The following is a 19897-nucleotide window of genomic DNA, read 5'->3' as shown; positions in this document are numbered from 1 at the left end:
TGGGCAGGCCGTAGGCGACCCTTCAGGACTGTCCAGGGGCGTCACAACCCCTTGAAAGCAGCAGTGTCCTGCCGGAATAGCTGCCGGAATCGTACCCCGCTCCGGGAAGGACAGCCAAGGCTTGCGACCCGCGTTTGTATTATCGTTTGACTAAGATGATAGCATTCATTGATAAACCTATAGATAAGCGTGTGCGGATTTCCTATAATGGTTGAATTCATGCGGCGACCAACAGGCCCGAACTCCGAAGATTGGGCACGTCGGAGCCGCCTGCAGTCATGATGGGGACCCGCAAGGGCGGGTGGCAACTCCAGGGACAGGGTCCCATCGCCCGCCAGGTGCCTGAGTAAAGGGGGTTCATGACTGGCGTAGATGATTGGAACCAGTACCGGGCCGGCAGGAAGGTCACCGGATCCGGTCCGATGGGCGGGTCCACTTTCTCGGAGAACCCGCGTGCCCGTCAGGTCTTTACCGGCAAGGGCTTCACCCGGCGTAAGCGGATGACCGCCAATGAACGCAGGGACCAGATTGTCAAGGCAGCCGTCAAGGTGATTGCCGCCAAGGGCTTTTGGGGGATGTCCCTGCAGGACGTGGCCGATCAGGTGGGCATCACCGAGGCCGCCCTCTACCATTACATCGACTCCAAGAACGACCTGTTCAGCATGGTCATGGAGCAGGCCTATGACTCCCCTGAGGCCGACGAATTCATCTACAAGACCTGTACCGGGACGGATGCGGATGGACACAACCTCCTCTTCTTCCCTCGATTCTGCGCCAACAACGTCATTTTCAATGCCCGCAGGCCGGAGATGGTCAAGCTCTTCTCCATCCTGAACGGGGAGGCCCTGAGCCCCTCGCACCCGGCCCACCGCTATTTCATAGGCCGCAACCAGAAGTTCTGGCAGACCATCAAGTCGCTGAACTGGTGCCTGCCCAGAGGGTACGACCTGGACCGCTTCCACCACATGTGGATGCTGTGCATGTCGGCCATGGATGGCCTGCAATACCGCTGGCTGGCTGACGGGTCAGCCGACCTGGTGGCCGAATGGCTCGCCTTCTCCGACGAGCTTTTCCCCCAGGAGAAGTGGCACGGGTTCATGGACCCTAGTGACATCGACCCGGATTCCGAAGTCTGCCTGGCTTCCTACGGCCTTATCACGGGTGGGGAGCAGGCGGTTCAGGACCGGCAGCCTCGTTCAGACGACCCCTGTGATGGGACAACGGCTACCGGGGGCGTCCACCGGCCGGAAGACAGCAAATGACCGCAAGCGCGTAAAGCGCCATGGACATGGAAGCAACGAAAGAGAGGATTGGCATGGGCCAAGAGAGTAAGTTCATCTTCCCCTCCGATTTCACCTGGGGGACTGCCACGGCTGCCTTCCAGGTGGAAGGGGCGGCACATGAGGACGGCAGGACGGATTCCATCTGGGACACATATTGTGCCCAACCGGGCGTGGTCGTCGACGGATCCAACGGTGATGTGGCCTGCGATCAGTATCACCGCTATCCGGAGGACATAGCCCTGATGAAGCAGATGGGTGTTGGCGCCTACCGCATGTCCATATCCTGGTCCCGCATTTTCCCCATGGCCGGTGGTCCGGTGAACCAGGCCGGGCTGGACCACTACCTGAGGGTCCTTGATATGCTGCGCGACAATGAGATCAGGCCCATCGTCACCCTATACCACTGGGACCTTCCCCAGTACCTACAGGATGCAGGTGGCTGGCCCAGCAGGGACACAGCCCTCCGCTTCGGCGACTACGCCTCCGCCTTGGCCGCTTCCTTCGGCGACCGGGTGGATACCTGGACCACCTTGAATGAGCCCTGGTGCGCGGCCTATTTGGGTTATGGGAACGGTGCCCACGCCCCCGGGATCAAGGACTACGACCAGGCCCTGGCCGCCGTCCACCATCTGAACCTGGCCCATGGACTGGCCTGCCAGGCCATCAGGGCCCAGGTCGGGCAGTATGCCCGGCTTTCGGTCACCCTCAACCTTCAGGTTACCCGGGCGGCCTCGGACAGCCAGGAGGACCGTGCCGCCAAGAAGAGGGCCGACCTCTTCGCCAACGAGGTCTTTCTGACCCCCATGCTGGAGGGTGCTTATCCGGAAGGTGTCAGTCAGGCGGCGGGGGAGGATACCGACTGGCGTTTCGTGCGGGACGGTGACCTGGAGACCATCCATCAGCCCCTTGACGTCCTGGGATTGAACTACTACGCCACCACCTATGTAAAGGCCAGGAGGGCTGATGACGAATCCGCCGATGCCTCGGTCGGCCCTGAGGGCAAGCTGGTCGATCGCCATGCCAACGCCATGCCGGCCCAGGAGGGCGTGGAAGGGCAGGCCCCGCAGGGAGAGCTGACGGGAATGGGCTGGAACCAGGAGCCCCAGGGCTTGACCGATGTGCTGGTCGAGCTGGGCCGACGTTTCCCTGACATGGAACTCATGGTGACCGAGAACGGCTCCGCCTGGGATGACCAGGTCAGTCAGGATCCGGACGCACCCGGCGGGAAGATCGTTCACGACCCCAAGCGGGTGGCCTATCTGGAGGAGCATGTCAAAGCCGTGGCCAGGGCCATCCAGGCCGGGTCCCGGGTGACCGGCTACTTCGCCTGGTCCCTGTTGGACAATTTTGAGTGGGCCCTGGGCTACACCAAGCGCTTTGGGCTGATCAGGGTCGATTATGACACCCAGGAGCGGATCTGGAAGGATTCAGGAAGGCGCTACTCCCGGATTGTTCAGGCCAATGCCATCTGAGAGGGCTCTGATACCGATTGGTCTGCGGTCGGCAACGGCTCCGCATGCGATCTGTGGGCCGCACAACCGATCCTGAACATTTAATCAGGTTGATCATGCAGGCAGGGGAGGGGGTGACTCTCCCCGCCGGCATGATTGAAGTTTCCTGATTTCCGAACCCCTCATATCCAGCTTGGTTGCCACATGTGAATTCATCGGAGCCCGCAATGAATCGGAAGGGCTGTCCACAGAGGAAGACAAGAGAGGGAGACCGGGACGATGGGCCCCAGGATGATCGTGCACCAGCGTCGACGGGCGGGTTGGACTGCATTGACATTTTTTACAACGATAGATAAACTTGTGTTGTCATGACGGCATAGTTGCCGGCTGTGGATTCCCCCAGGTTCAAAGATTGAGCCGGATGGGAGCGAAACTAGTCATAGAAGGGCTGAGCATGAACGGAACCGATGCAGAAGTCGACCGTCAGGTCAAGACTTCCGGTAAAACCGCGCGCCTCGCCTCCTCCAAACCCGCCAAGGCACATAAGGTCCTTTCGTCGCGGGGGGGGGGGGGGGGTATAAATCTTCCCTGAAGCGCTGTTGGCCCTTATGGGTCATGGTGCTTCCAGCCATGCTGTTCGTGGCCGTATTCAACTACGGCCCTATGTACGGCATTCAACTGGCGTTCAGGAAGTATGATTTTACCAAGGGCCTCACCGGAGGCGACTGGGTGGGCTTCCAGTATTTCAAGCAGTTCTTCGCCTCACCTATGTTCAAGCCCCTTATGGTCAACACGATCAGGATCAGTCTGTGGACTCTGGTCATGGGCTTCATCGCCCCCATCATCCTGGCTCTCCTGATCAACCAGATCCATTCCACCAAGGTCAAGAGCTTCGTACAGACCATCACCTACATGCCGCACTTCATATCTACGGTGGTGATTGTGGCCATGATCAACCTCTTCCTGACCCCCTCCACAGGTCTGCTCACCCGTTTCCTCTCCTTCCTCCACGTCGACAACGCCAACTTCATGGGCAATCCCAGCACCTTTACGCCCATCTACTGGATCAGCGAGGTCTGGCAGCATATGGGCTGGAACTCGATTATCTACCTGGCCGCCCTCAGTTCGGTCGACGTGGCCCTCTACGAGGCAGCCAAGATGGACGGGGCAGGCCGTTTTCAGCTTATTCGTTACATCGATATACCCGCCATCATGCCCACGGCCGGCGTCCTCCTGATCCTGAACATGGGCGGTGTGCTCAACGTAGGCTTCGAAAAGGTCTTCCTCATGCAGAACACCCTGAACCTGCCAGCCTCCGAGGTCATATCGACCTACACCTACAAGATCGGCATCCTGCAGAATCAATTCTCGTATTCCACAGCCATCGGCCTGTTCAACATGCTCATCAACTTCGTCTTCCTGGTCATCGCCAATCAGATCTCCAGGAGGGTGTCTCACACCGGCATCTTCTGAGGGGGAGGAAGACAACAAAATGGAAAACACGCAAGATATGGCACGCTCCGGGGCCCGCAGGGTCAGACGGCTTATCGGGGGGAAGACGCTGGGAGACTGGCTGGCTGACCTGATCATCGTCCTCATCCTGCTGCTGATAGTGGCCTCCATCCTCTACCCAATCTGGTTCATCATCATCGCTTCGGTCTCTGATCAGACCCTGGTCAACACAGGCCAGGTCACCTGGATTCCCAAGGGCATTTCGGCCTACGGCTTCCAGCAGATTCTCGGGGATGACAGGATCTGGAACGGCTACCGGAATACGTTGATCTACACTGTGGCAGGCACCGTCTTGAACCTGGTGGTCACCATGCCGGCGGCCTTCGCCCTCTCCCGGCCCGAGTTCAAGTGGCGCCGCCTGATCATGCTCTTCTTCACGATTACCATGTTCGTCAACGGCGGTCTGATCCCGACCTACCTCCTCTACAAACAGCTTGGTCTCCTGGACTCCTGGGCGGTCTTCGTCATTCCCCAGGCCCTGAATGTCTACAACCTGATCATCGCCCGGTCCTTCTTCGAGAGCTCCATCCCCGAGGACCTCCACGATGCCGCTCAGATCGACGGGGTGGGGTACTTCCGCTACTTTACGCGGATCGTCATCCCTCTGAGTTCCGCCATCATCGCCGTCATCGGCCTGTATTACCTGGTGCAGCACTGGAATGACTTCTTCACCGGCTTGGTCTACATACGCACCTACGACAAGCAACCCCTGCAGATCGTCCTGCGTGACATCCTCCTGTCCAACCAGGCTTTCCAGGGGGGGTCGGGCTCGACGGCCGGTGCCGGATACGGGCAGGAGTTCGCTGACCAGATCAAGTACGGGGTGATCATCGTCTCCACCCTCCCTCTCCTGGTCATTTACCCCTTCATACAGAAGTACTTCAACAAGGGGGTCATGATTGGGGCGATCAAAGGCTGACTGCACCGGACCGTCCTACTGACGGGGAGCAAAGACAGGTCGGATATGGGCCGGACAGCCATGGCTGTACCCGGGAAAGGAGGAAGCATGCAAAGATTCGCCCTCGGATACGAGCAGGCGGCCCGTTTGGTCCTGGTGGCCTTCATCACCAACCTGGCCCTGCTGGCACACACCATCATGGGGCTTGTCCTGGTAGGCTTCTTCCCCTCCCTGGCAGCGACCTGCGGGGTTTTCAGAAGGTGGCTGACAGATGAGGACAGGGAGTGGGGGATCGCTCAGACCTGGCGGACCTTCCATCGTCTGTGGAAGAAGGAGCTCAGGGGGGCCAACATTTTCGGCTGGGCACAGGCGGCCATCTGGGCCCTCCTGCTGGGGGATTATTGGATTGTCAACTTTCACCGGACCGGCAGGGTCGGGGTTTTCGTCTCCGGCATCCTCTTCTGCCTCATGGTCTTCATGATTCTGGCCACTGCCCTGTCCTGGGTCCTATTCGCCCTTTACGACCAGGGGGTCGGTTGGATTCTGGTCAGGTCGGTCCAGATGGTCCTGGCGCGTCCCTGGATGAGTGTGGTCCTGGCTTTCGGTCTGGCCCTTATGGCCTTTGCCTGCTGGTCCTGGCCCGGCCTGGCCGTGGTCTTCGGGCCTGCCCTGCCCTGCCTCCTGTCGTCGTCGGCGGTCTGGTTCTACGGCAGGCTCGACGGTTTTTCCGTCCGGATGCGCCGGGGCGCACAGGGCGGGATGGCAACGAAAGGAGAGTGACGGATCCGTCATTAAGTACACCGCCTGGACCGGTGCGATCGGCGCATGGGCCCGGGGTAAGCAGAGAAGTTCACTGTCGAACAGGAGGAGCGAATCATGAGTTCGTTCGGGAAACACAGGTTCAGGAACCGTCTGGTGGCCATAGGGGCCATGACGATGGCCATGTCGATGATGCTGGCCGGTTGCGGCGGTTCCAAGGAGCCCACCACCAATGCCCAGGGCCAGCCGATCATCACGATAGCCGTAGCCAAGCACCCTCTGACCAAGAAGATATCCAAGATGAAGTGGCCCAAGCAGCTGGAGAAGGAGTGTGGCTGCGAAATCCATTGGCAGGAGGCGAGCTCGGACTGGGACCAGAAGAAGCAGGCCATGCTGGCGGCCGGCGATGTGCCCGACCTCATTCTCAAGGGGATCAACCTGGCGGACATAGCCACTTATAGCACCCTCTTCGAGGATCTGAGCCAGGACCTGGACAAGATGCCGAATGTCAAGAAGATGTTCAATACCGACCCCACGGCCAAGCAGGTGGTCTCCATGCCGGACGGGAAGATCTACATCCTGCCCGCCGTCAAGAAGGGTATCTGGCCCAAGGCCGTCAGCCACATGTACATCAACAAGCAGTGGCTGGACAAGCTGGGCCTGAAGGTGCCGACCACCTGGGATGAGCTTGAGGAGGTGCTCAAGGCCTTCAAGACCAAGGACCCCAATGGGAACGGACAGGCCGACGAGATCCCCTTTGACTTCCAGTCTCCCGGTACCGGCGGCTTCGGTGACTATCAGCCCACCCTCCTGCTGGGGAGCCTGGGCATCGTGACGTCGGGAGGTGGCGGCCAGGGCTACTATGCCGACAAGGGCAAGGTCAAGTCCTTCCTGACCGATGACCGTTACAAGGAACTGATCCAGTACCTCAACAGGCTCTGGGGGGAGGGGTTGATCGCCAAGGACGCCTTCACCCACGACTACTCCAAGTCCCAGTCCACCGCGCGGGGACAGGGCGACAAGGCCAAGATCGGCTTCACCTGGGGGTGGACGGCCTCCGACCGCTTTGGTGACAAGTTGGCCGGTCAGTATGTGGCCATGCCCCAGCTGAAGGCCAAGGCCGATCAGAACCCGGATGAGTTGGTCTACGACACCCAGGGGGACCGGTTGGACTACAGCGAGTTCGCGCTGGTGGTCTCGGCCAAGAGCAAGAACAAGGAGACCGCCATCAAGGTGGCTAATGCCTTCTACGGGCAGGACATGTCCCTGCAGATGCTCTGGGGTGATCTGGGCACGGATGTGCAGAAGACAGGGCCGGACTCCTATAAGGTCCTGCCGCCTGCTGACTCCACCAAGGACCCCTCCACCTGGAAGTGGACGGAGACCTTGGCTGATGACTCTCCCTACTGGATACGTCCGAATCTCAAGATCGAGCTGCCGGCGGATCTCGAGGAGGTCAAGGGCCAGGAGCAGCCTCTTGAGCCGGCTCTGGCCAATGTGGACCCCAAGTTGGATGTCATCCCGGGTGCCCTCAAGTATTCCTCCGAGGACCAGACCACCATGCAGAACAACAACACGACCCTGATGAACACCGCCATGACCAAGTTCGCCCAGTGGGTGACCAAGGGTGGTGTGGACCAGGATTGGGACAACTATGTGCAGACCCTGAAAAAGGCCAATTTGGATCAGAACATCAAGTTGGTGCAGAAAGCCTACGACCAGTACTACTCCAAGAACTGACGGATGAAGACGTGCCCTGGGGCCCTCCAGTGATTCAAGGTGGGTCTCCAGGGTCCGTCGGACCTCGGGCCCGCCCAACCGATATGGTCTCCAGGAAGGCCGATGAGGCGGCCGGGTTGGCGACTGGCTCCGTCAGAGCTCGGCCGTTTCTGTGGGCGGGTCCTTGGCCGTCAATAGTCCGGGTTCGAGGGGTGGTGAGGAGGCACGGTACGGTCTTTCGACCGGGTTCTTCGGTTCCCTCCCGGATGGGCACTCACCGCCCGAGTCAGCCTGAGGGGATGGCATCCCCCCCCCCCCTCCCCAGAGTGCCGTCGGATTCACGGAACGGGAGGGCTGCCCGCCGGGCTCTTGCCTTCTCCCGGTGGGTTGCCCTCTTGGACCATTGTGGCCGGCCGCCTCCGTTTCCTGCCGGAGTGGTCATGACCGGTTTCGGCCCCTTACAGGCGTTTCATCGGTCGTCAGTGCCTTCACTTGGAATGAGCCTGCCGGCCGTCGTAACCTTGGCGGATCATAGGAGGGTATTCAATCCCGCCAATGTTCGGATGCTGACCGTTATAATCGTGTCATTTCAAGGATTTGTGTGATCTGTGGCTCAGCTATGACCCCTTTACCGGGACCACGACGGGCAATCATGAGAAAGTCGTGCAGAAGCTTTTCCACCAGCGCTGGGGCCAACCTGGCTTGGCTACAGACCCGGAAGGGTTGGCGCAGCAATGTGCCCAACTTATCTATGGGACTGTTCAAGGAGGTCAAGCCTCGGGCCATCCACGCGCGACATCGACTGGGGGATTCCCGTGCCTGTGGACGTCTGGTTCGACACCATGATCGGCTACCTGTCAGCACCCATCGAGCTTTGGGCTGATCAGGGTCGACTATGACACTCAGGAGCGGATCTGGAAGGATTCCGGCCTGCGGCATGCGCAGATCATCCGCGATCGTGCGGTCTGAGCACGACGACATATAAACGTGTCCGCGAGGCGGTTGGGCATCGCTGTCCGACCGCCTCGCCTTTGTCTTAGATCCAGCTGGACAGCCACATGTGCATGCGCCAGAAGTCATAGGGGATGGGCATGGCGGTCCACAGCGGATAGAAGAAGACCGAGGTCAGGCCCAGCAGGGTCAGGCCCATGATCATGGTCTGCCGGTAGAGAATGCTGTCCGAGTTCTGCCGGAGCCAGTTGACCACGTAACAGATTGCCAGGATCATCCAGGGCAGGATGACGATGGAATAGAAGGTGAAGGTGGTCCTGTTCATGTATTGCACCCAGGGCAGCCAGCCGGCCAGCATGCCTGCCAGCACCCCCCAGATCCGCCAATCTCCGTGCTTGACCACGATGGCGATGACGATGGCCAGGACCATGCAGATGCTGCCCAGCCACCAGGTCAGGGGATTGCCCAGGGAGGTGACTGCGGCCACGCAAGGGGAGTCCTTGGCCAGCCCGCACAGACCGGGGAAGCCCGTGAGCTTCTGCCAGTAGAAGCTGGTGGGTCTGATCTGCAAGGGCCACGTCAGGGGGTTGGCCATGTATGGGTGGCGGGTATGCAGGGTGGTGTGGAAGTGCCACATCTGCCGGTGGTATTCAGCCAGGGACCGCAGCCCCTCCGGCAACCAGGTCAGACCCTGGCCAGGATGCTGGGCCGCCCAGCTGTGCATGTAGGAATCGCCGTGCAGGAACCATCCCGTCCAGGAGGCCAGATAGGTGCCTGCCCAGACGGGAATCATAAGCAAGGCCGCCGGCAGCCCGTCCCTGAACACGGCGCTCTGCAGCCAGGATCCGTACCCTGCCTGATGGCGCTCCCAGCCGTCCCAGAGCACCGAAATCAGGGCAAAGACAGCGAAGAAGTAGGCACCTGACCACTTGGTGCCGGTGGCCAGGCCCAGGAGCAGGGCGGCGCCGGTCCGCCACCAGGACCAGGCGATGAAGGGGCCGGTGGTGGCCACGGGCAGCTCGACACGGCTTTCCTGCCCTTGATGCCCCTGTGACTGAATGACCTTCACCCGGTAATGCAGACGAAAGTCAGCCCGGTCCTTGGCCCAGGATTGTCGCAGCCTGGCCCGAGCCCAGTCCCGATGGCCCATCAGGCACAGCCAGGCTCCCAGGACAAAGACCATGACGAAGTTGTCCAGCAGGCCGGTACGGCTCATGACGATGCCCAGACCGTCTATGGCCATGAGGAAGCCGGCCGTCAGAGCGATGGGCAGGTTGTGGAAGAGGCGCAGAGCCACACGGCAGAGCAGCAGGATGGCGATGGTGCCGACCAAGGCAGTAGCCGCTCGCCAGGCGAAGGGGTTGCCGGCTCCACCGAAGAGCTTGAGACCCAGGGCGATGCACCACTTGCCCACCGGCGGGTGAACCACGTATTCGGCCTGAGGCAGCCAGCCGCTGGTGTGCCCCTGGGCGAAGATCTGGTCGATGGGTAGGTCCAGCGGGCCGGCTGTTTTCGGCCAGTTGCGTGGCTCGCCGGTCATCAGCATGGTCCAGGCGTCTTTGACGTAATATGTCTCGTCGAAGACGATGGCCCGAGGGCTGCCCAGCCGTACAAATCGCAGGAGCCCGCCTAGAAGAGCCATGAGTATGCAGGCCAGCCAGCCACTCTGCCGATGGGAGAGCCGAGGAATCCGGTCGATTCCTCTCTTGGTATGCTGACCCTTGGGCTTGCTGAAGATGGACAGCATGACAGGGCGACCGGACCGGTGGGCGGCGTGCCTGCCGTGTCTGGAGGAGCGATGCTGCGAAGAAAGCCCTGCCAAAGATGTCATCACCCCTAGATTAGGCCATACTAAAGGCATGAGCAGCATGAATGGCCGGAGCGATGGACATACACAGGGCGGAGAAAGTCATGAGGAGCCGATTTCACCCAGTGTTTCACGTGGAACGGTTGTGCTGGCGGCCACGCCTATCGGCAATGTCTCCGATGCCTCGACGCGCTTGGTGGAGCTCCTGCAGTCGGCGGATCTGGTGGCTGCTGAGGACACGCGCAGGCTCTATGATCTGGCCAACCGGTTGGGAGTGCGCGTAGGCGGCAGGGTCATAGCCTATCACGATCACAACGAGCGGCGGATGGCCGATCACATCCTCGACCAGGTTCGCGACGGAGCTTGCGCATTGGTGGTCTCGGATGCGGGCATGCCCACCATCAACGATCCGGGTATGGCCATCGTCAGGCGGGCCATAGAGCGAGGCATACCGGTCACCTGTGCTCCTGGACCCAGTGCAGTGCTGGATGCCCTGGCCCTCTCCGGCCTGCCCACCGACCGCTTCTGCTACGAGGGGTTTCTTCCCCGCCGACACCAGGAACGGCTGCGGCATCTGCGCACCCTGCGCAGCGAGGAGCGGACCATGGTCTTCTACGAGACCCCCCACCGCATCGATCAGGCTATGCAGGACCTTCAGGAGGTCTTCGGCCCCGACAGGCTCATGGCCCTCTGCCGGGAGCTGACCAAGGAGCATGAACAGATCCGTCGGGGCACGGTTGGCGACATTGTGCGCTCCCTTCAGGAGGACCCTCCCCGGGGAGAGATGGTCCTGGTCGTGGCTGGTGCCTCCGCCCTGGAGGCCAGGCGCAATGATCCTGAGGCCATGGATGACCGGCAGCTGGCCGCTCTGGCACGGGATCTGGCCCGATCCGAGGGCCTGCGCCTCAAGGAGGCCATCGCCCGGGTGGCTGCCGAGCATCCCCTGGCCGATGGCAGCCTGCCCAATCGGAAAAGGATCTATGCCTTGGCTGTTGAAGAGGATGAGGAGGACTGATTCCCGTTCCCCTCGTCCAGCAGCACCTCCAGTGCCCTGCGCACGCCGGGCCCACCCAGCTGGGAGACGGTCTCCAGCAGGGCTGGCGAAGCGGCGGGATTGGCCACTAGCCACCGACGCAGCCGGGGCTCCTCCCGGGCGATGGCCCAGAGGATGCTCGGGTCGGTCTCGGGGTCTGTGGCCATCAGGGCCGTTGGCACCAAGGGAGGCTCCGGCGGTGGGGCGCGCACCTCGGCCATCGGTTCCAGGCCAATGGAATCATCTCGGTTCAAATCGTCTTCCGCGCAGGGGTGTGGCCGGTTGCTGACGGCAGTCGCGAGCCGGGCCATGCGTTCAGCGGCGGAGAATCCACGACGGTCCCGGTCCCGGCCCCGGAGCCGATGATGGCCATGCCCGCGTTGGCCACCGCCCATCGGTTGATTCATAGGATCGCCTTGAGCCGTCTTATGGTCTCCAGCCCTTGAGCGTGGCCAGGCCAGCGCGGGTTGGAGGACAGGAGCTTCTCGCAGGATCCGCAGCTGACCTGATACCGCTCCATGAGTTCATGCAAGACCGTCATGGTCTCCTCGCCGTTGCATTGCCCCGATGAATCGCAGGCCAGATCACAGGCCGTCCAGAGCGGCGAAGTCACCCAGAGCTTCCCGAGCTTCATCAGGTAGCGGGCATCCAGCTGTCGCTGGTGGGGCCGTAGGGGCCTGCCGTGAACCGGCGTGCGGAAGTGGGAGTTGGAGATGATGTCCAGCGCATCGGGAAATTGGCCGTTGATCCATATCCAGAGTGCCAGACCGCCGCACGCCGCTGCGCCGTAAGGCACCATGGGCGTGACGATGGAGGCGCGACCGTAGAGTCCCTCAGCCTGTTCGTTCAGGTAGCAGCAGGATTGGTCCAGACAAGTCACGATTCCCTCCTTGACCAGCAGACTGAGGCTGAGTGGACCGGGCAGATCCTCGGTTCGGATCAGACTGGGCAGCGGTTCGGGTTCGGGGATCGGGACCCCAAATTCGGCCGTGGAAGGACGGCTGCGGGTATGCGTCGGCGCTCCACCGGCTTGTAGTGGTCGACTTGGCGGCTTGGTGGTAGCTCTAGGGGGGTGGCTGGCGCCAACGGCAGTGGTAGGCGTCCACGGCGCTCCCCCGAGCGCGTGTTCTCGATTCATGGTTCGACTGTAAATGGTCCTGTCCGGATTTGCCTGGGAGAGGGCCGAATTTGTGCATTTGTGGATAATTCGCTTGCTCGGCGGCGGTCCTGTGGACGAGCGGGGGGATTGTAGGCCTGAGTCGATAATCTTGCTGGTATGAGTCATATCCTTGTTTCCGTCGCCTGGCCCTACGCGAATGGGCCCCGTCACATCGGCCACGTCGCTGGGTTCGGCGTCCCCTCGGACGTCTATGCACGCTACGAACGCATGAAGGGCAATGATGTCCTTATGGTTTCGGGGACCGACGAGCATGGCACTCCCATCCTGGTGGAGGCCGACGCCGAAGGTGTGGGACCTCAGGAGATCGCTGACCGTTATAATCGGGTCATCGTCAAGGATCTGTGCGATCTGGGGCTCAGCTATGACCTTTTCACCAGGACCACGACCGGCAATCATGAGAAGGTGGTGCAGGAGCTCTTCCGTCAGTGCCGGGCCAATGGCTACATCTATGAGGGACAGCAGAAGGTGGCCATCTCTCCTTCCACCGGCCGGACCCTGCCGGACCGCTATATTGAGGGGACCTGCCCCATTTGTGGCGCTGATGGCGCTCGCGGCGACCAGTGCGACAACTGCGGCAACGAGCTGGATCCGGATGAGCTGATCAACCCTGTGTCCAAGATCAATGGGGAGACGCCCCGGTTTGAGGAGTCCAGGCACTTCTTCCTGGATCTTCCCGCTCTGGCCGAGGCCAACCTTGCTTGGCTGAAGACCCGGAAGGGCTGGCGCAGCAATGTGCTCAACTTCTCCTTGGGGCTGTTCAAGGAGGTCAAGCCTCGGGCCATCACGCGCGACATCGACTGGGGGATTCCCGTGCCCGTGGACGGCTGGGTCGACGATCCCAACAAGAAGCTTTACGTCTGGTTCGACGCCGTCATCGGCTACCTGTCGGCATCCATCGAATGGGCCCGCCGTCAGGGGGACCCCGAGGCCTGGCGCAAGTGGTGGAATGACCCCAAGGCCCTGGGCTACTACTTCATGGGCAAGGACAACATCACCTTCCACTCGCAGATCTGGCCCTCGGAGATTCTGGCCTACAACGGCCAGGGGTCCAAGGGCGGGCAGCCGGGATCCTACGGCGAGCTCAACCTGCCCGAGCAGGTGGTGGCCAGTGAGTTCATGACCATGGAGGGCAAGAAGTTCAGCTCCTCCAGGGGCATCGTCATCTACGTCAAGGACATCCTGGCACGCTATCCGGTCGATGCAGTCCGCTACTACATTTCCATAGCCGGGCCGGAGACTTCGGACTCGGACTTCACCTGGGCTGAGTTCGTCCGGCACAACAATGAGGAGCTGGCCGCCTCCTGGGGCAACCTGGTCAACCGCGTGGCCAACCTGCTCAACAAGGACTTCGGCAGCATCCCCCACATCGAGGAGGACTGGCTGACCGGAGAGGACAATGCCCTGCTGGACCGCAGCCTGCAGGCCTTCGATACTGTGGGCTCCCTGGTCGAGAATCATCGCCAGAAGGCCGCCTTGGTCGAGGCCATGGCTCTGGTGGGAGACATCAACAAGTACATCTCTGCCCAGGAGCCCTGGAAAATCAAGGATGACCAGAACCGACTGGCTGCCGTCCTGCATACTGCAGCCCAGGCCGTGCTGGATGCCAATACCATGCTGGCCCCCTTCCTGCCTCATGCCTCTCAGCGGGTCTGGGAGACCATGGGTGGCAAGGGCATCTTCTCGCCCCTGCCCCGTGTCGAGGAGGTTGACGACCTGGATCGGTCCGATTTCCACTATCCCATCATCACCGGCGACTACCGGCTGGGGGAGACGGTCCATCCTTGGGCGCGCGAGCCCCTCAAGGACGGTACGCCGATTGATCGGCCCACACCCATCTTCCCGCGCATCCCCAAGGAAGCCGTGCAGGAGGAGCTGGACCGCTTCCAGGAGCAGCTTGACCGCCGCAAGGCCAGGGAGCGCGCCAGGTTCGAGGCTGAGCAGGCCAAGTTGGGCGACCAGGGCAAGTAGCGGCCGACGCGCCCGAATGTGAGCTCGGGCCCCAGTTCATGATTCACAGAGAACTTTGAGGTTTTCGGGCACTTCCTCCAAGGTAGCGCTGGTTATATTTGTTCTGTCGGTTGAAGTACTGGCCGATGGGGGTCATGCGGCCCCGATAACTGAACCCCTTCTTCTCTCTCTTCTCGCCCGGTGGTTCTTCGAACCGCCGGGTTCTTTCGTCATGGAAGACTCATAGGATGTGTAACCATGAAGGTTGCCCAATTCGCCTGTGTGCTCTTCGATCTGGACGGGGTGCTGGTGCCCACGACCATCCTGCACAAGGCCGCCTGGAAGGCGTTGTTCGATCAGGTCCTGCCCGCGAACGTCCCGGCCTACACGGAGCAGGACTATTACGCCTATGTGGATGGCCGGCCCCGCTATGACGGTGTCGACGCCCTGCTGCGCAGCAGGGGCATTGAGCTGGACTGGGGCAACCCTGATGACGATCCGCAGCTGGACACCGTCTGCGGATACGGCAATCGCAAGAACATGACCTTTGAGCGCATGCTGAAGCAGAAGGGCATCGATCCCTACCCGGACACGGTGGATCTGCTCAGGCACCTGCGCACCGACAAGAAGCGTCTGGCTGTGGTGTCCAGTTCGCGCAACACGGCCCAGGTCCTCCAGGCTGCCGGGATCGCCGGATACTTCGACACTGTGGTGGACGGCAATCTCAAGGACGAGATGGGTCTTCAGGGCAAGCCTGCCCCGGATACCTACGCCTATGCGGCCAAGGTGCTCGGACTGCGCAATGAGGATGCGGTTGTGGTCGAGGATGCCATCTCTGGTGTGGCCGCCGGTCATGCGGGCAGGTTCGGCCTGGTTGTGGGCGTGGACAGGGGCGCCGGCCGCGAGCAGCTGCTCAAGGCGGGTGCGGACCTGGTGGTGGACCAGCTGATCGAGCTGATCGACGACGATGCCAGCGAGCGCGGGCAGGGGGAGGACCCCGGTCTGGATGAGGATCGCTTCCCTGTGGAGGACTGGGGGCTCAGTGAGGTCGGTCGGCCCGACGCGGTCAGCGCCACGGTCTTTTCGGTCACCAACGGTTCTGTCGGTGTCAGAGGTGAAGGCGGCGGGGAACGTTGCCTGGGCAACGGTACTTTCTTAAGCGGTTTCCATGACACCTTCCGGATAGCCCATCCCGAAAGCGCCTACGGATATGCCAAGGTGGGCCAGCTGATCCAGGGGGTGCCCGATGCCTCGGACTTCACCCTCAAGGTGGAGGGGCTGCCCCTGGGTCGGCCGGAGAAGACCACGCAGCGTCTGGACTTCCGAACAGGAATCGCGACCACCACCAATCTGTACGATCTGGGCCACGGCATCCACCTGAAGACCGTGCTCACCCGCATGGTCTGCCTGTATGACCGCAGCCTGAGCGTCTGCACGCTGACTGTCGAGTCACCTGACCGGGACATGGCTGTGGTGGTCGAGGGGCCGGTCAACGCCGACAACCCCCGCCATGTCAACTCCAGCGACCCCCGCAAGTCGACCTTTGTGGACGGCTGCGGAATCCACGAGGTATTGGACAATGCGGTCTATGGCGAGCTGAGTGCGGATTGCAGGGTCTTCCGCTGCAATAATTCACGGCTCAGCCTGGCCCTGGGCGTCAGGCAGTTCAGGGACGGACGCCCTGTTGAAGGCTCCGGCTGGCGCATGGATGTGCCCAAGGGCGGTTCCACCAGACTGGTCCGTTACGCCGTCTACCGCAGCCACCCCATTCTTCCGGCCGGCACCAGCGGCAACGGTCTGGTCGTGCAGACCCGGGGCGAGGGTACCAGGAATCTTGTCGAGGACTGCCGCGATCGGCTGGAGGAGGTCAGCACCCTTTCCCTGGATGAGCTGGAGCGACGCCAACGGGAATGGCTGGACCGGTTCTGGGAGCGGCAGGATATCCGCATCCAGGCCGACGATGGCGGTCGCACCCAGCAGATGGTGCGTTGGGAACTCTTCCAGCTGGCCCAGTCCACGGCCCAGATTGAGAACGGTGTGGGTGCCAAGGGCCTGAGCGGATCCGGCTACAGCGGCCACTACTTCTGGGACACTGAAATCTACATTCTCCCCTTCCTGATCTATTCGGCGCCTGCCCGGGCAAGAGCCGTCCTTCACTACCGCTACCTGATGCTGCCTGCCGCCAGGCGCAGGGCCTGCGCGCTCAACCTGAACGGTGCCCTCTTCCCCTGGAGGACCATTGACGGCGAGGAGGCCTCCGCCTACTTCCCTACGGGCACGGCCCAGTACCACATTGATGCCGACATCGCCTACGCGGTGGCCCAGTATGTGCAGGTCACCGGCGATGAAGACTTCCTGCAGGCCGAGGGCATCGACATCCTGGTGGAGACGGCCCGTCTCTGGATGGGCCTGGGGCGCTACAAGGAGGACGGCCGCTTCCACATCCACTGCGTGACCGGCCCGGACGAGTACACGGTCCTGGTTGACGACAACCTCTACACCAACCAGATGGCCCGGTTCAACCTCCTGGCCGCTTACAAGGCCTACCAACACCTGTGTGAGAAGCACCCGGATCTGATCGGCGCCATCCGTCAAAGGCTGCACTTCGACGATGAGGAGGCCGCCAAGTGGTCTCGTGCGGCCGAGGCCATGTTCGTCCCCTTCGACGATCAGGAGGGGGTCCATGCCCAGGATGCCCAGTTCATGCAACGCCCCCGCTGGCACTTCGACCAGTTCACGGCCAGGCCCCTGCTGCTGCACTACCATCCGCTGGTCATTTACCGGCACAAGGTGCTCAAGCAGACCGACGTGGTCATGGCCCTCTACCTGCTCAGCTCCTGGTTCACTCCGGAGCAGAAGCTGGCTGACTTCGACTATTACGATCCGCTGACCACCGGGGATTCGACCCTGTCTGCAGCCTCCCAGTCCATCCTCGCCGCCGAGGTGGGGCATGACCAGCTGGCCATGCAGTACTTCCGTCGGTCCTTGTTTACGGACGTGGACGACCTGCATGCCAATACGACCGACGGCATCCACCTGGCCGCCTGCGGAGGCGTCTGGTCCAGCCTGGTCTGCGGCTTCGGGGGCCTGCGTGACACCGGCGGAACCGGGTTGAGCATCGACCCCCATCTGCCTTCAGCCTGGCGCTCGCTGACCTACGAGCTGGAGGTGCGGGGTACCAGGTTCCGGGTTGCCGTAACAACAGACGGTGTCGATTTGAAGCGCTTGTCAGGACCTGAGTTGGACCTTCTGGTCCAGGGGCATCCACGCCACATATGACCTCTGGATTCCGGGCCTAGACACGCCGGGATCCGGGGTTGCATCTGGTTGAGGCTCCAATAGAATAGGCAACGCTTGACGAATCCAGGGCGGACACGCGCGGCGTTGCAGAGGCGAGGAACATAGCCGGGCGTCACCATCGGTCAGTCACTCTCCCGGACGGTCACGGCAATGAGAAGAGACCAGATCAGAGAAGTTCAACAGGGAACGTGAGGGTGTCCTCCAATGTACGTCGATTCTGCAAAGAATCAGCACAGCAGCAACCTTCGATGGATCCTCCCCTACTGCAGGCCGGACGCCGGTAGAATCGCCGCCGCTCTCCTGCTCTTTGCGGCGGACAAGGTCCTGGTCATGCTTATGCCCATTTTGGCGGGCATGATCGTGGACCAGGTCATTGGCCAGGGGCATGAGGATCGGTTGCCCAGGCTCTGTTTCGCCATGATAGCTGTCACCCTTGGGCGCAGCGTCTGCCGCTATGGCTACCAGATGTTCATGGAGCGATTCGGCCAGAACACCATCTATCGCCTGGTCAGCGACGAGTACGAGAAGCTCCACGACATGGACTTCACCTACTTCAACCACACCCGTAACGGCGACATCATGAGCCGGATGACCTCGGACACCGATGCCATTCGCCACTTCGTCTCCTGGGTCTCCTACAACATCCTGGATGCCGTCTGCCTCTTCGTCGGGTCCTTGGCCGTCATGTTCACCATCGAATGGCGGCTGGCCCTGGCCCTGCTGGCGGTGACCCCATTCCTCTTCTACTTCACCTGGCAGCTTTCCAAGCACGCCCACCCGCTCTTCTACGCCATCCGCAACTCGCTGGCATCCCTCAACTCCATGGTCGAGGAGAACATCGAGGGCAACCGGGTGGTCAAGGCCTTCGTCCGCGAGCCTTATGAGACCGAGAAGTTCGATCGGCACAACGACGACTACATGCAGCGCAACATGGACTCCGCCCGCAACAGCCGTACCTACATGCCCTGGCTGGACGGCTGCTCCTACATGCTCCAGCTGATCACCCTGATCCTGGGCGGTTGGCTGGTCATCCGCCAGCAGATGACACTGGGAGCCCTGGTCTCCTTCAACAGCTTCCTGTGGATGATCGACGGCCCGGTGCGCCAGTCCGGCTGGCTGATCAACGACGTGGAGCGCTTCAACGCCTCCTGCGTCAAGATCCGTCGGCTGCTGACGGCCGAACCCAGGATCGTCGAGCGCAAGAACGCCCAGGCCGGCGTGGTCCAGGCGGCCACGGTCCGTGCCAAGGTCAACGGCGAGCAGACCGAGGACCCGGTCAGGATCCGCGGAGACATCCGCTTCGACCACGTCAGTTTCGCCTTCCCCGACGATCCGGAGACCCCCATCCTCAAGGACATCGACTTCCACGTGGCGGCCGGCACCCGGCTGGGCATACTGGGGGAGACCGGCTCGGGCAAGTCCACCCTGGTCAGCCTGGTGGCCCGCTTCTACGACCCAACCGTGGGCCATGTGCTCATCGACGGGATCGACGCCAGGCAGTGGCCCCTGGACCTGCTGCGGCGGCAGGTCAACATCGTGGCCCAGGACACCTTCCTCTTCTCGGACACCATCGGCGACAACATCGCCTTCGGAGCCCAGCGCGACGACGAGCAGTACGTCAGGACCATGGCCTCCATGGCCGGAGCCGACTCCTTCATCAACCGGATGCCCGAGGGCTACGACACCGTGGTGGGCGAGCGCGGCGTGGGCCTGTCGGGCGGCCAGAAGCAGCGGCTCAGCCTGGCCCGGGCCCTGGCTGACGACCCGGCCATCCTGATCATGGACGACACCACATCGGCCGTCGACATGGAGACCGAGGCCACCATCCAGCGGCATCTGCAGGAGATGGAGGGCACCAGGACCATGGTCACCATCGCCCACAGGATCTCCTCCATCAAGGATTCCGACCTGATTCTGGTCCTGGACCACGGCAGGATCGTAGAACGCGGGTCCCATGAGGATCTGGTCCACGCCCACGGCCGCTACTACCGGATCTACCGCAAGCAGCTTGGGCTGCAATCCGGGCAGTCGGCGGGATTCTGACACATCAGCAGGCA

Annotated in this window: 12 protein-coding genes and 2 pseudogenes; 11 read left to right on the top strand and 3 right to left on the bottom strand. The window is 61.8% G+C overall.

Annotation, left to right across the window (positions count from 1 at the left end; translation table 11 throughout):
* The first annotated feature begins 359 nt into the window (after positions 1–359).
* The 7 genes and pseudogenes from H3V04_RS06500 to H3V04_RS06470 all read left to right on the top strand — a co-directional run.
* The gene (locus H3V04_RS06500) at positions 360–1262 is read left to right on the top strand and encodes a TetR/AcrR family transcriptional regulator (RefSeq protein WP_198176952.1); all 903 of its coding nucleotides are present in this window, start codon (positions 360–362) and stop codon (positions 1260–1262) included.
* Between the two features lie 53 nt (positions 1263–1315).
* Positions 1316–2755: a glycoside hydrolase family 1 protein gene (locus H3V04_RS06495; RefSeq protein ID WP_198187607.1), complete on the top strand. Its 1440-nt coding sequence runs from the start codon at positions 1316–1318 to the stop codon at positions 2753–2755.
* 567 nt (positions 2756–3322) lie between these two features.
* A pseudogene (locus H3V04_RS06490) lies at positions 3323–4207 on the top strand (ABC transporter permease); the annotation flags it as partial.
* Between the two features lie 37 nt (positions 4208–4244).
* Entirely contained in the window at positions 4245–5165 is a 921-nt protein-coding gene (locus tag H3V04_RS06485; protein ID WP_227028615.1) for a carbohydrate ABC transporter permease, read from the top strand.
* Between the two features lie 87 nt (positions 5166–5252).
* Positions 5253–5924: a YesL family protein gene (locus H3V04_RS06480; RefSeq protein WP_198183520.1), complete on the top strand. Its 672-nt coding sequence runs from the start codon at positions 5253–5255 to the stop codon at positions 5922–5924.
* Positions 5925–6020: 96 nt separating this feature from the next.
* Complete coding sequence (locus tag H3V04_RS06475) at positions 6021–7643, top strand: extracellular solute-binding protein (RefSeq protein ID WP_198187606.1); 1623 nt, start codon at positions 6021–6023, stop codon at positions 7641–7643.
* Between the two features lie 514 nt (positions 7644–8157).
* Positions 8158–8503 (top strand): annotated as a pseudogene (locus H3V04_RS06470) (class I tRNA ligase family protein); the annotation flags it as partial.
* Positions 8504–8658: 155 nt separating this feature from the next.
* Here the strand turns inward: H3V04_RS06470 and H3V04_RS06465 are convergent.
* A complete protein-coding gene (locus H3V04_RS06465; RefSeq protein WP_232339246.1) occupies positions 8659–10215 on the bottom strand; it encodes a dolichyl-phosphate-mannose--protein mannosyltransferase in 1557 nt (518 codons plus the stop codon).
* 226 nt (positions 10216–10441) lie between these two features.
* Here H3V04_RS06465 and rsmI point away from each other — a divergent pair, with 226 nt between their 5' ends.
* Entirely contained in the window at positions 10442–11395 is a 954-nt protein-coding gene (rsmI, locus tag H3V04_RS06460; RefSeq protein ID WP_198188004.1) for a 16S rRNA (cytidine(1402)-2'-O)-methyltransferase, read from the top strand.
* Here rsmI and H3V04_RS10175 read toward each other — a convergent pair.
* Both H3V04_RS10175 and H3V04_RS06450 read right to left on the bottom strand, forming a co-directional pair.
* Positions 11359–11820: a hypothetical protein gene (locus H3V04_RS10175; protein WP_232342614.1), complete on the bottom strand. Its 462-nt coding sequence runs from the start codon at positions 11818–11820 to the stop codon at positions 11359–11361. The two genes, rsmI and H3V04_RS10175, sit on opposite strands and share 37 nt — an antisense overlap.
* Positions 11817–12551, bottom strand: a complete 735-nt coding sequence (locus tag H3V04_RS06450; protein ID WP_198187605.1) for a hypothetical protein — start codon at positions 12549–12551, stop codon at positions 11817–11819. Before H3V04_RS06450 ends, H3V04_RS10175 begins: the two co-directional genes overlap by 4 nt.
* 138 nt (positions 12552–12689) lie before the next feature.
* On the opposite strand from H3V04_RS06450, the gene metG reads away from it, so the two are divergent.
* The 3 genes from metG to H3V04_RS06435 all read left to right on the top strand — a co-directional run bounded on the left by metG (position 12690) and on the right by H3V04_RS06435 (position 19883).
* Positions 12690–14561 (top strand): methionine--tRNA ligase, encoded by a 1872-nt coding sequence (metG, locus tag H3V04_RS06445; RefSeq protein ID WP_198187604.1) that lies wholly within the window; start codon positions 12690–12692, stop codon positions 14559–14561.
* A 237-nt stretch (positions 14562–14798) separates the two neighbouring features.
* Complete coding sequence (locus H3V04_RS06440; protein ID WP_198187603.1) at positions 14799–17819, top strand: HAD-IA family hydrolase; 3021 nt, start codon at positions 14799–14801, stop codon at positions 17817–17819.
* Positions 17820–18044: 225 nt separating this feature from the next.
* Positions 18045–19883 (top strand): ABC transporter ATP-binding protein, encoded by a 1839-nt coding sequence (locus H3V04_RS06435; RefSeq protein ID WP_198187602.1) that lies wholly within the window; start codon positions 18045–18047, stop codon positions 19881–19883.
* The last annotated feature ends 14 nt before the right edge of the window (positions 19884–19897 follow it).

Source organism: Bifidobacterium sp. M0353 (assembly GCF_016100645.1).
GTDB classification, from domain to species: Bacteria; Actinomycetota; Actinomycetes; order Actinomycetales; family Bifidobacteriaceae; genus Bombiscardovia; species Bombiscardovia choladohabitans.
The sequence above is the reverse complement of the archived record's forward strand: the minus strand, read 5'-3'. Positions and strand labels throughout refer to the sequence as shown.

Excerpts from the sequence above, each read along its gene's own strand:
- rsmI (WP_198188004.1), top strand. The coding sequence starts at position 10,442 with ATGAATGGCCGGAGCGATGGACATACACAGGGCGGAGAAAGTCATGAG.
- H3V04_RS06485 (WP_227028615.1), top strand. The coding sequence starts at position 4,245 with ATGGCACGCTCCGGGGCCCGCAGGGTCAGACGGCTTATCGGGGGGAAG.
- H3V04_RS06440 (WP_198187603.1), top strand. The coding sequence starts at position 14,799 with ATGAAGGTTGCCCAATTCGCCTGTGTGCTCTTCGATCTGGACGGGGTG.
- H3V04_RS06495 (WP_198187607.1), top strand. The coding sequence starts at position 1,316 with ATGGGCCAAGAGAGTAAGTTCATCTTCCCCTCCGATTTCACCTGGGGG.
- H3V04_RS10175 (WP_232342614.1), bottom strand. The coding sequence starts at position 11,820 with ATGAATCAACCGATGGGCGGTGGCCAACGCGGGCATGGCCATCATCGG.
- H3V04_RS06450 (WP_198187605.1), bottom strand. The coding sequence starts at position 12,551 with ATGAATCGAGAACACGCGCTCGGGGGAGCGCCGTGGACGCCTACCACT.
- H3V04_RS06475 (WP_198187606.1), top strand. The coding sequence starts at position 6,021 with ATGAGTTCGTTCGGGAAACACAGGTTCAGGAACCGTCTGGTGGCCATA.
- H3V04_RS06465 (WP_232339246.1), bottom strand. The coding sequence starts at position 10,215 with ATGGCTCTTCTAGGCGGGCTCCTGCGATTTGTACGGCTGGGCAGCCCT.
- H3V04_RS06435 (WP_198187602.1), top strand. The coding sequence starts at position 18,045 with ATGTACGTCGATTCTGCAAAGAATCAGCACAGCAGCAACCTTCGATGG.
- metG (WP_198187604.1), top strand. The coding sequence starts at position 12,690 with ATGAGTCATATCCTTGTTTCCGTCGCCTGGCCCTACGCGAATGGGCCC.
- H3V04_RS06500 (WP_198176952.1), top strand. The coding sequence starts at position 360 with ATGACTGGCGTAGATGATTGGAACCAGTACCGGGCCGGCAGGAAGGTC.
- H3V04_RS06480 (WP_198183520.1), top strand. The coding sequence starts at position 5,253 with ATGCAAAGATTCGCCCTCGGATACGAGCAGGCGGCCCGTTTGGTCCTG.